The organism is Bradyrhizobium sp. 138 (assembly GCF_023074075.1).
Taxonomy (GTDB): domain Bacteria; phylum Pseudomonadota; class Alphaproteobacteria; order Rhizobiales; family Xanthobacteraceae; genus Bradyrhizobium.
On sequence record NZ_JADPKT010000003.1, the window covers coordinates 284,160 to 296,170 of the forward strand.

Consider the following 12,011-nt stretch of genomic DNA (forward strand, 5'->3'; position numbering starts at 1 on the left):
AGCTCCTTGCGATCGAGCAGGTCACACGGTGACGACAATCCGCTACCGGCGGATCAACTTGCTCGCGCCTCGCCGGCACACGCTGATCGGCATCGCTCTATCGCGTGGTATTGTTCCAGGTGGGGACCGAGTTGGTCACGCCGACCGAGGGCCAATTGTACGAGCCGACCGACGGCGCCGTGACGGTGCCGACCGTCTGTCCGGATGACCCGTAGGACGCCCTCGGCTGTGTTGCCGATGCTCCCGCCCCGCTATAGCTCGGCGCCACCACACCTGTGCTGTAATGTCGGCTCGACCGGACCTTCTTTGCTTCAGCCGCGAAAGGCGCGGCAAGCAATCCGGTCGCAATGAGCGCGGCAATGGCGAATTTGATGGTTTTCATGGCTGATCCTTTCGCCCGCTGCACGCCCCAATATTCCAACTGTTCATTCGCCGGACAATTTCCATAGGTCTCGGTTCATAACTCCGTGCGCGGATGAAGGTGCCGGAGCGCAGGGAGCCGTGCATCCGCCGCCTTCGGATGGACCCGAATCAGCGTTAGTGCATTGCGTTCAGTGACTTCCCTGGACGCGAGCAGCATGACCGGCGCCGAACTGAAGCAACTCCGCAACGATCTCTCCGACGCGCTTGAGCGCAAGCTCACGGCGGCGGACATGGCAAGGCTGTGCGGATTGCCGGAGAAGGGCGGCGCCGACACCATCCGGCGCTGGGAGGTCAGCGGTCCGACGCCGTCGGCGACCAAAGTGCTGCGCGTGCTCGCGATGGCGAGCGAACGCTATCCGATCCTGGAGAAGTTCGACATCTTCGATCGCCATGACGTGCGCGAGGAGGACCGACCTGCAAAGCGCGCGGCCTTCCGCGAACAGATGCGCGATGAGGCGCGGCGCCGTCTTGGTTAACGAAGCACGCGCAGAGGTTACCGGGAAGAGGTGAAGTTAAGCCTTCCTTCAGCATTTCTTAAGCCGGCATTAAGCACGAAAATCATTTGCGACCCAATAAGTTAGCTTGGGCCTCGCTGTGCCACGCATGTGACAGCATTTTCGTCAAAAGCGAGCTATCTGCAAAACCAACGCGGCGCGGAAAGCGCGCCTGCCGGGGACATTGAGTGCTGGAGTTCAAGACGATGAAGAAGATTCTGTTTGCGACCGTTGCGCTGCTCGTGATGGGCGCTGCTGCGCCGGCCGTCGGTGCCGATCTCGGCAACCGCAACTACTACAAGACGCCCGCGCCGGCCTATGCCGCGCCGATCTACAACTGGACCGGTTTCTACGTCGGTGGCCATATCGGCGGCGCGTTCTCCAGCGACAACAATTTCAACGGCCTTTCTACCGGCAACAACGGCAACGGCCGTTTCCTCGGCGGCGTGCAGGTCGGTGCAGACTGGCAGTTCAACCCGAACTTCGTGGTCGGTGTCGAAGGCCAGTATTCCTGGCTCTCCGGCAGCGTCGGCGCAGTGTTTCCGGGCGGCATCGCCTACACCAACGACCAGCGCGGCCTCGGCTCGATCACCGGCCGCGTCGGCTACACCTGGGGACCCGGCCTCGTCTACGTGAAGGGCGGCTATGCCTATTCAGACAACAATGAGAAGGTGACGGTCGGTGGCGTGCCGACCGCCTTCGTGATCACTGGCGATCACCGCAACGGCTACACCGTCGGCGCCGGCCTCGAATACATGTTCGCCCCGAACTGGTCGGCCAAGGCCGAGTACCAGTACTACAATTTCGGCGACGCGAGCTTCACCGGCGGCCCGCTGGCGGGCACCGGCAGCTTCACCACCGACGACCACACCATCAAGGCGGGCGTCAACTACCGCTTCAACTGGGCGAGCCCGGCGGTGGCGCGCTACTGATCGGTTACCGCAATCTTACCATGAGAGGGCCGGCGATTTCGCCGGCCCTTCTTTTTTCGCCCTGCGGAACACGCGCAACCGTTTGCGGAGATTGCGATTTTTTAACTCGCCGTGCGGATACTGCCGGCCACAAGCAGAAGCAAGAATGTTGGGGGAATTTCCATGGCGATCCGTCTCAGCCTTAGCGGCTCACTTGGCCGCATGCGGCCTCGTTTCAAAATGCCGAGCTGGGGCGTGCGCGGCAGCCTGTTCGCGGCCTTCGCGGCGATCGCGGGCATGGGCCTCGTGATCTCGGCCGGCGCGGGCCTCGTGCTGCAGAATCTCGGCGGACGCATGACCGAACTGAGCGGGCGGGACATTCCGCGCCTTGCCGCTAGCCTGCAATTGTCGGCACTGAGCGCGAGCCTTGCGGCCCAGGGGCCGGCGCTGCTTGCGGCTCAAACCGAGGACGCCCTGAACGAGCGCACCAAGAAGCTCAGGGAATTGCAGGAGCAGACGCAGAAGAAGCTCAACGAGATCATCGAGCTCGGCGGCGACAAGACCATCGTCTCCGGACTCAGCGAGACGATGAAGAGCATCAACGAGGCGGCCCAGAGCCTGGCCAAGGCCGCCCGCGAACGGCTGGACATTGCCGCCCTTCACGACAAGCAATATGACGCGCTGCGCAGCGCGCAGGGCGCCTTCGTCAGCGCGGCCAGCCCGGCGATGCTCGACGCGCAGACCCGGGTCAATGCCATTCTCGGCTCGGCCGACCTGTCCACCGCGGACGCCTCCGATGCCGCGCAGATCGTCGGCCAGCTCGGCAACGTCGTCGCCAGCGGCAATCTCGCAGCCGCCAACATGAGCGCGGCGCTGTCGGCCAACACCAGCGACAAGCTCGACGACATCCAGAAGGAGTTCAAGACGGCACAGGGCCGCCTGCGCTCCAACCTCGATCTGCTGCCCGACAATCAGGGCAGCAAGATGCTGCGCGAGACGGCGGAGAAGCTGCTCGCGCTCGGCACCGGCAAGACCGGCGTGTTCAATCTGCGCGAGAAGGAGCTCGATTCCGTCGACTACGGGCAGACCATCCTGGACGAGACCCGCAAGCTCAATGTCGGCCTCGGCATCAGCGTGCAGCAGCTGGTCGACGGCGTGCAGAAGGAGACCAACGCCTCGACCTTCCAGGCGCAGCAGGAGATTTCGCTCGCTACGTCAGTCATGCTGGCGCTGGGCGCTTTGATGCTGGTCGGCTCAGCGCTGTTCGTCTGGCTCTATGTCGGCCGCAACATCCTGCGCCGGATCACCGGCCTGCAGCGCGCCATGCAACGGCTCTCGGCCGGCGATCTCGACACCGAGATTCCGCGCGCCAGGCAAAATGACGAGATCGGCGCGATGACCGACACGCTGACCGTGTTCCGAGACAGCATGATCGAAGCCCGGGCGCTCGCCGGCGAGCAAGACAAGGACCGCATCGCCAAGGCCGAGCGGGCCGCGCGCATGGAAGCGAAGATCGCCGAATTCGAAAACACGGTGCGCTCGGCGCTCGACAATCTGGCGCAGTCGGCCAATTCGATGCAATCGACCGCGCAGAGCATGTCGACCACCGCCGATCAGTCCAACGCGCTGGTCAACGCGGTTGCCTCCGCCGCCGAGGAGACCTCCGTCAACGTGCAGACCGTCTCGTCGGGCACCGAGCAGCTGTCGTCCTCGATCGAGGAGATCAGCAGGCAGGTCGTCACCTCGGCCGCAATCGCCAAGAAGGCCGTCGACGAGGCCGGCGCCACCGACGCCACGGTGCAGAGCCTTGCCGACAGCGCGAGCCGCATCAGCGTCGTGGTCGATCTGATCCAGACCATCGCATCGCAGACCAATTTGCTCGCGCTCAACGCCACCATCGAGGCGGCGCGTGCGGGCGAGGCTGGCCGCGGCTTTGCGGTGGTCGCCTCCGAGGTGAAGAGTCTCGCGAGCCAGACCGCCAAGGCGACGGAGGAAATCCGCACCCAGATCGCCAGCATGCAGGACATCACGACATCGGCGGTCGGCGCCATCCAGGGCATCGGCCGGATCATCAGCGAGATCGACGGCGTGACCACGACGATCGCGGCCGCGGTCGAGGAGCAAGGCGCCGCCACCCGCGAGATCGCACGCAACATCCAGCATGCGGCCGGCGGCACCAGCGAAGTCTCCAGCAACATTGTCGGCGTTTCCACCGCCTCGGCCGAAGCCGGCGCCGCGGCGAACGAAGTGCTGGGCGCCTCCGACGCGCTGCGGCGCGAGGCCGACATGCTGCGCGGAGAGATCGACGCGTTCCTCAACAACATGCGGGCGGCGTAAGCGCCGGCCCGTAGCGCTGGGACCGGGGCGGTAGCCCGGATGGAGCGCAGCGAAATCCGGGACTTCTTGCTTGTGGCACGAACCCCGGATTGCGCTTCGCTCCATCCGGGCTACGGAAAATGCCCCCGGTATGACCGCCATGCGCAGACCACGCTCCGTCCTTTTTCGGCTGGCGCCCCGCTCGCGGCGGGTTTAAGCCGGTAGCATGAGCTCAAAAACCGACACCGCACAGTCTTCGGCCGAGGCCCTGCGCTACCCCTGGGACCAGCATCCCGGCCACGACGAGATCGTCGAGGTCAGGCCCGGCGTGTTGTGGGCGCGGCTGAAGCTGCCGTTCCGCCTCAACCACGTGAACGTCTACCTGCTCGCTGACGGCGACGGCTATGCCATGGTGGATACCGGCTTCGGCAACGAGGAGACGATCGAGGCCTGGACCAAGCTGTTCGACAGACCGCTGAAGGGCGTCACCATCACGCGCCTGATCGTCACCCACTCCCACCCCGACCATGTCGGACTCGCGGGCTGGGTCGTCGAGCGGTTCAACTGCCCGCTGGTGATGTCGCAGGTCGAATATCTGCAATCGGTCTATCACCAGAACCGCGGCACCGCGGAGCGGCAGGAAGCGCAGCGGCTGTTCTTCCGCCGTCATGGCATGGACGAGTCGCTCACCGAAAAGCTGCTGGGCCGCGGCCAGGATTATCTCAAGCGCGTCTCGGTGCTGCCGCCCTCCTACCGGCGCATCTCCCACGGCGACGACGTCGTGATCGGCACGCGCCGCTTCAAGGTGATCACCGGCGGCGGCCATGCGCTCGACCAGGTGATGCTGTATTGCGCCGACGACAAGCTGTTCCTCTCCGCCGACCAGGTGCTGAGCAAGATCTCGCCCAATGTCAGCGTCTGGGCGGTCGAGCCCGACCAGAACTCGCTCGGCGAATATCTGGCCTCGCTCGCCAGCCTCACCACGACGCTGCCCTACGACGTCTTGGTGCTGCCAGGCCACGGCGTGCCGTTCTACGGACTGAAGACCCGCATCAAGCAGCTCGCCGACCACCATGAGGAGCGCTGCCGCCTGATCGCGGAAGCCTGCCGCGAGGTGCCGCAGACCTCGCGCGCCCTGGTGCCCGTCGTGTTCAACAAGCACGTGCTGGATGAGCACCAGATGGGATTCGCCGCCGGCGAGCTGGTCGCCCACGTCAACTACATGATCGTCGAGGGCCGGCTGACGGCGGAGACGAAGGACGGCGTGCTGCAATTCCGGACGACGTGAACTCTTCACCTCGCCCCGCTTGCGCAGAGAGGTCGGAATTCGCACAGAGCACGCGCCTTGGACAAAATGTCCATGGCAGCAGCCGGGGTCCCAGCCTTTCCCTGGAGCCTCGGTCCCCGCGGGCAGGCCCGTGTTAGGCGTTTGATCCAAATCAACAATCGCTGGCGATGCGACGCTATCAATATACCCGCGCGCCGCGTCACGAAATGTGTGCGGGCGCATGGACATTGGAGCTGGAAAAGCTCTAAAAATGAGCGACCGCCATGGCCGGGTTCCGTTGCAGGTTTTGCCGATGGATTACAACCAGTTCTTCGATTCCGCCCTCGATCGTCTCCACGCCGAGCGGCGCTACCGCGTGTTCGCGGACCTCGAGCGCACGGCCGGCCGGTTCCCGCACGCGACCTGGCACTCGCCCAAGGGCAAGCGCGACGTCGTGATCTGGTGCTCCAACGATTATCTCGGCATGGGCCAACACCCGAAGGTGGTCGGCGCCATGGTCGAGACCGCAACCCGCGTCGGCACCGGGGCCGGCGGCACTCGCAACATCGCCGGCACGCATCATCCGCTGGTCCAGCTCGAGGCCGAGCTCGCCGATCTGCACGGCAAGGAAGCCGCGCTGCTGTTCACCTCGGGCTATGTCTCGAACCAGACCGGCATCCCGACCATCGCAAAGCTCATCCCGAACTGTCTCATTCTGTCGGACGAGCTCAACCACAATTCGATGATCGAAGGCATCCGCCAGTCGGGCTGCGAGCGCGTCGTGTTCCGCCACAACGATCTTGCGCATCTCGAGGCGCTGTTGAAAGCGGCCGACCCGAACCGGCCGAAGCTGATCGTCTGCGAGAGCCTCTATTCCATGGACGGCGACGTCGCCCCGCTCGCCAAGATCTGCGATCTCGCCGAGACGTACAACGCGATGACTTATGTCGACGAGGTCCACGCGGTCGGCATGTACGGCCCGCGCGGCGGCGGCATCGCCGAGCGTGACGGCGTCATGCACCGCATCGACATTCTGGAAGGCACGCTGGCGAAAGCGTTCGGCTGTCTCGGCGGCTACATCGCCGCCAACGGCCAGATCATCGATGCCGTGCGCTCCTACGCGCCGGGCTTCATCTTTACGACCGCGCTGCCGCCGGCGATCTGCTCGGCCGCGACCGCCGCGATCAAGCATCTGAAGACGTCGAGCTGGGAGCGCGAGCGCCACCAGGACCGTGCCGCCCGCGTCAAGGCAATCCTCAACGCCGCCGGCCTGCCCGTGATGTCGAGCGACACCCACATCGTGCCGCTGTTCGTCGGCGATCCCGAGAAGTGCAAGCAGGCGTCCGACCTCCTGCTCGAGGAGCACGGCATCTACATCCAGCCGATCAACTATCCGACGGTCGCCAAGGGCAGCGAGCGGCTGCGCATCACGCCCTCGCCCTATCACGACGACGGCCTGATCGATCAGCTCGCCGAAGCCCTGCTGCAAGTGTGGGACCGCCTCGGCCTGCCGCTGCGCGCGAAGTCGCTGGCGGCGGAGTAGGACGCTGCTCGTGTCCTCGCAGGACGCCACGCTTCGGCTTTTCAATTCCGAAGTGGATTGAATATTTCGATATCGGGAAAATGCTTCTCGTTGTCGGTGACGACAACGCAGTCATTGGCTTCGGCAACAGCTGCAATGATTGTGTCGAGCGCGCTGCGCGGCTTTCCCTTCGCCGTTCCTTCGGCCATCATGCGAGCCCAGGCCAGCCCCGCCTTGTCATCGAACGACAATACGCGACCGGCAAAGAGTGACGGGGGTCCCTCCGGCCCGGAAAACCAGGCATCGAGCCGGTCACGCCTCCGGCCGGACGGCAGCTCCAGAATGCCGCGCCGGATTTCAGCGAGAGTTAGCGAAGCGATGAAGAGATTCTCGTCGGGCTGCTCGCCCATCCAGACCAGCAGGGCATCGGAAGGCGCCGGTCGTGTGACGTTGCTGATGATGTTGGTGTCGAGCAGATAGCGGGTCACAACTCGACCTTACGTCCCGGATCGAATTCACGAACAAGCGTAATGTCAGTGCCGACGAGCGGCGAACGCCGCAACGCCTGGAGAATGCCACCCTTCTTGGGTGGTGCGCCCGACATCGTCTGAGTGACAGCATCCCGCAGTCGCGACGCCTCCGGCCCGTCCTCCGCTAGCCGTCGTGCCAGGGACCTGATGAGGTCGCGGTCGCCGTCGAGGCCCAGGACCTCGAACCGTGCCATCCCCTGCGTACGGAGACGCGACCGGTAATTCCTGACGGCACGCTTCTGCGATCTGCTGCCCATCCGATCCTCCATATATCCAGTAATATATCCAGAAGAGACCTAGGGGCAAGTGGCCGAAAAGGTGCGGTTTCTTTCGGGTGATGATGTCGATACGCCAACTGACTTAACGACGCCCCCGGTTCCTACCCCCTCTTGGAAAAATCGCTGTCGCTTGCGGTGCCTCAACGCGCTAGATTTGCAGGGAAAATGAGCTTGGGCGCCGTTGGCGCCCTTTCGAGAAGCGCGCTCGCCATGCTGCACGACTGGGGCGTGATCGCCGCCGCCTTCGGCTATATCGGCTTCCTGTTCCTGGTGGCGAGCCATGGCGACCGCCGCTCGCCGGCCGGGCGCGGCCGCGCCTCCGGGCTGATCTATCCGCTGTCGCTGGCGATCTACTGCACCTCCTGGACCTTCTTCGGCTCGGTCGGCTTCGCCACCCGCACCTCGACCGACTTCCTCGCCATCTATGTCGGCCCGATCCTGATGATCGGGTTAGGGGCCGGCGTCCTGCGCCGCGTGATCCAGCTGGCGAAAGCCCACAACATCACCTCGATCGCCGATTTCATCGGAGCCCGCTACGGCAAGAGCCAGGCGGTGGCGGCGACCGTCGCCGGAATCGCGATCATCGGCTCGGTGCCCTACATCGCGCTCCAGCTCAAGGCGGTCGCGTCCTCGCTGGAGACGATCCTGAGCGAGGACCAGGCCTTCTCCCACATCCCGATCCTCGGCGACGTCGCGCTGATGGTGACGCTGGCGATGGCGGCCTTCGCGGTGCTGTTCGGCACGCGGCAGACCGACGCCACCGAGCACCAGCACGGCCTGATGCTGGCGGTCGCGACCGAATCCATCGTCAAGCTGGTCGCCTTCCTCGCCGCCGGCATCTTCGTCACCTTCTGGATGTTCTCGCCGCAAGAACTGATCGAGCGCGCCATGAAGACGCCGGAGGCGGTGCGCGTCATCAACTATTCGCCGTCGATCGGCAACTTCCTCACCATGACGCTGCTGTCGCTATGCGCGATCATGCTGCTGCCGCGCCAGTTCCACGTCAGCGTGGTCGAGAACTCCTCAGATGCCGAGGTCGGCCGCGCACGCTGGCTGTTCCCGCTCTACCTCATCGCCATCAATCTGTTCGTGATTCCGATCGCGCTCGCCGGCCTCGTCAGCTTCCCGTTCGGCGTGGCCGACCCCGATATGTATGTGCTGGCCTTGCCGATAGAGGGCGGTGCGGATCTGCTCAGCGTCGCCGTCTTCGTCGGCGGCCTGTCGGCGGCAACCGCGATGGTGATCGTCGAATGCGTCGCGCTCTCCATCATGGTCTCCAACGACCTCGTGGTGCCCCTGGTGCTGCAACGACGGCCTGAGGGGCGCACCGGCGGCGCCGATTTCAGCGATTTCCTGCTGCGCTCGCGGCGGCTCGCGATCTTCGCCATCATGGTGATGGCCTATTTCTACTACCGCGCGCTCGGCAATACCCAGCTCGCGGCGATCGGCCTGCTCTCCTTTGCCGCCATCGCCCAGCTCGCGCCGAGCTTCTTCGGCGGACTGTTGTGGCGGCGCGCCACCGCACGCGGCGCGATCGGCGGCATGCTGGTCGGCTTCGCGGTGTGGCTCTACACGCTGTTCATTCCGAGTTTCATGGACACCTCGACCACGGGAATCCTGCTGCTCCAGCATGGACCGTTCGGCATCGAGGCGCTGCGACCGCAGGCGCTGTTCGGTGCCGACCTGCCGCCGCTGATGCACGGCGTCATCTGGTCGCTGTCGCTCAACATCCTAACCTATGTGCTGCTGTCGCTGGCGCGAAGGCCCTCGTCGATCGAGCTGCTGCAGGCCGATCTGTTCGTGCCCAACACGCTCGCGCCGATCTCCCCGGGCTTCGGCCGCTGGCGCACCACGATCACCGTGCAGGACATTCAGACCACCGTCGCGCAATATCTCGGACCCGACCGCGCCCGGCATTCCTTCGAGGCATTCTCGGCACGGCGCAATGTCCGGCTGGAGTCCGGAGCCCCCGCCGATTTCGAGCTGTTGCAGCATGCCGAGCATCTGATCGCCTCCTCGATCGGCGCGGCCTCCTCCCGCCTCGTGATGTCGCTGCTGCTGCGCAAGCGCACGGTTTCGGCCAAAGCCGCACTCAAGCTGCTCGACGACTCCCACGCGGCCCTGCATTTCAACCGCGAGATCCTGCAGACCGCGCTCAACCACGTGCGCCAGGGCATCGCCGTGTTCGATGCCGACCTGCAATTGATCTGCTCCAACCGGCAGTTCGGCGATCTCCTCAACGTTCCCCCGCACATCGTCCAATTCGGCACGCCCTTGCGCGAGATCCTGGAATTCATGGGCGTGAGCGATCCGGACCATCAGGTCGACCGTGAGGCGATGATCGAGCGGCGCCTGGCCGCCTATACCACCGACAGCGAGCCCTATCTCGAACGCCTGTCGGAACGCCACATGGTGATCGAGGTGCTCACCAACCGCATGCCCGGCGGCGGTTTCGTCATCACCTTCACCGATGTCACGCCCAGCTTCGAAGCGGCGGAAGCACTGGAGCGCGCCAACGCGACGCTGGAAAAGCGCGTGCGCGACCGCACCGAGGAATTGACGCGGCTGAACTCCGAGCTGGCCCTGGCCAAGAGCACGGCGGAAGACGCCAGCATCTCCAAGACGCGATTCCTCGCTGCCGCCAGCCACGACATTCTCCAGCCGCTGAACGCGGCGCGGCTCTACGTCACGAGCCTGGTCGAGCGCCAGCACAGCGGCGAGGAGACCCGGCTGGTCGAGAACATCGACGAATCGCTGCAGGCGATCGAAGAGATTCTCGGTGCGCTGCTCGACATCTCCCGCCTGGACGCCGGCGCGATGACGACCTCGATCTCGAGCTTCAAGATGGCCGATCTGATGCGCTCGCTGGAGATCGAGTTCGCGCCGATCGCGCGCGCCAAGGGCCTGGAACTCGCCTTCGTGCCCTGCTCGCTGCCGGTCGAGTCGGATCGGCTGCTGCTGCGGCGCCTGCTCCAGAACCTGATCTCGAACGCGATCAAATACACTCCGCGCGGCCGCGTGCTGGTCGGCTGTCGCCGCCAGGGCCCTTCGCTCAAGATCTGCGTCTACGACACCGGCGTCGGCATCCCGCCGGTCAAGCGCGGCGAGATCTTCAAGGAGTTCCATCGCCTGGAGCAGGGCGCGCGGATCGCGCGCGGGCTGGGGCTTGGCCTCTCGATCGTCGAACGGCTGGCGCGCGTGCTCAAGCACGGCATCGCCATCGACGGCAACAAGAGCGGCGGCTCGGTGTTCTCCGTGACGGTGCCGACCGCCAAGGCGATCACCCATACCGCGGCCGTGACCAGTGCGACGCCGCTGGCGCGCACGCCGATCTCGGGCGCGCTGATCGTCTGCATCGAGAACGATGCAGCGATCCTCGACGGCATGCGCACGCTGCTGAAGGCATGGGATGCCGAGGTGATCGCGGTCGCCGATCCGGAAGGGGCGATCGCCGCAATCGAGACCGCCGGACGACGCGTCACCGGCCTTCTGGTCGACTACCATCTCGACCGCGGCAACGGCATCGCCGCGATCCGCGACATTCGCCGCCGCTTCGGCGATACCATCCCCGCGATCCTGATCACGGCCGACCGCAGCCCCGCCGTGCAGGTGGCGGCGCGCGACGAGAAGGTCGCGGTGCTGAACAAGCCAGTCAAGCCGGCCTCGCTCCGTGCGCTTCTTGGCCAGTGGCGCACGCAGCAGATGGTGGCGGCGGAGTGAAGCGCCCCGTCGGTCGACGTCGGTCACTGCGTTGACCGGGGCCCACCGCGTCATTGCGGAGTATGAGGCGACATCGCGATGCTCCAGTGCGCATCCCAGCAGCAGTGCCGTAGGGTGAGCAAAGGCGCACTTGCGCCGTGCCCACGATCTCCCTCCATGAGCAACGAGGCGTGGGCACGCTGCGCTTTGCCTACCCTACGGGATCTTCGCCATTGCGCGGAAGGATTCTGGATTGCTTCGTCGCTTCGCTCCTCGCAATGACGGAGCGAGGTGAAATGTTGTCGCCTTCAAATCGGCATCCCGTTTCGTAGACACGCCTTCGCCTTCTCGCGGCGCGTTTCGCCCGAGTTTTGCGCTTCTCGTCACGCCCTCCTGGAGAAAGGGCGCAGGGAAGGCCGGGTGCCGGCTGGCACCCGCGGTCCGCTGCGCGAAATGCACACGCAGGAAGAACCGCACAGCAGCATACAGGTGGAGCCGAACACACGGCCTTCCCCGCGCGATGGTCGGACGGCTTATGCCGCGCTCTCCCGGGAGCCGAACTTTCCTTCTG

Annotated in this window: 9 protein-coding genes; 6 read left to right on the forward strand and 3 right to left on the reverse strand. The window is 65.1% G+C overall.

All coding sequences use genetic code 11. From position 1 onward, the window contains the following. Window positions 1–97 precede the first annotated feature (97 nt). Complete coding sequence (locus IVA79_RS02330; RefSeq protein ID WP_247550123.1) at window positions 98–382, reverse strand: hypothetical protein; 285 nt, start codon at window positions 380–382, stop codon at window positions 98–100. A gap of 196 nt (window positions 383–578) precedes the next feature. Between IVA79_RS02330 and IVA79_RS02335 the strand changes: the two genes are divergently transcribed. From IVA79_RS02335 to hemA, 5 genes are all read left to right on the forward strand, one after another. Further along, window positions 579–899, forward strand: coding sequence for a hypothetical protein (locus IVA79_RS02335; protein WP_247550125.1), 321 nt, complete (start codon window positions 579–581; stop codon window positions 897–899). Window positions 900–1,123: 224 nt separating this feature from the next. Further along, complete coding sequence (locus tag IVA79_RS02340) at window positions 1,124–1,849, forward strand: outer membrane protein (protein WP_247550127.1); 726 nt, start codon at window positions 1,124–1,126, stop codon at window positions 1,847–1,849. 162 nt (window positions 1,850–2,011) lie between these two features. Beyond that, window positions 2,012–4,165 carry a methyl-accepting chemotaxis protein gene (locus tag IVA79_RS02345; RefSeq protein ID WP_247550129.1) on the forward strand — a complete coding sequence of 718 codons (2,154 nt, stop codon included), beginning with the start codon at window positions 2,012–2,014 and terminating at the stop codon, window positions 4,163–4,165. A gap of 205 nt (window positions 4,166–4,370) precedes the next feature. Beyond that, window positions 4,371–5,432 carry an MBL fold metallo-hydrolase gene (locus IVA79_RS02350; protein ID WP_247550131.1) on the forward strand — a complete coding sequence of 354 codons (1,062 nt, stop codon included), beginning with the start codon at window positions 4,371–4,373 and terminating at the stop codon, window positions 5,430–5,432. A 292-nt stretch (window positions 5,433–5,724) separates the two neighbouring features. Further along, a complete protein-coding gene (hemA, locus tag IVA79_RS02355; RefSeq protein ID WP_247550546.1) occupies window positions 5,725–6,954 on the forward strand; it encodes a 5-aminolevulinate synthase in 1,230 nt (409 codons plus the stop codon). Between the two features lie 41 nt (window positions 6,955–6,995). On the opposite strand, the gene IVA79_RS02360 is transcribed toward hemA, so the two are convergent. Both IVA79_RS02360 and IVA79_RS02365 read right to left on the reverse strand, forming a co-directional pair. Next, window positions 6,996–7,421, reverse strand: coding sequence for a PIN domain-containing protein (locus IVA79_RS02360; RefSeq protein WP_247550133.1), 426 nt, complete (start codon window positions 7,419–7,421; stop codon window positions 6,996–6,998). Then, window positions 7,418–7,720 carry a hypothetical protein gene (locus tag IVA79_RS02365; RefSeq protein ID WP_247550135.1) on the reverse strand — a complete coding sequence of 101 codons (303 nt, stop codon included), beginning with the start codon at window positions 7,718–7,720 and terminating at the stop codon, window positions 7,418–7,420. Before IVA79_RS02365 ends, IVA79_RS02360 begins: the two co-directional genes overlap by 4 nt. 231 nt (window positions 7,721–7,951) lie before the next feature. Between IVA79_RS02365 and IVA79_RS02370 the strand changes: the two genes are divergently transcribed. Continuing rightward, complete coding sequence (locus IVA79_RS02370; protein ID WP_247550547.1) at window positions 7,952–11,461, forward strand: PAS domain-containing hybrid sensor histidine kinase/response regulator; 3,510 nt, start codon at window positions 7,952–7,954, stop codon at window positions 11,459–11,461. The last annotated feature ends 550 nt before the right edge of the window (window positions 11,462–12,011 follow it).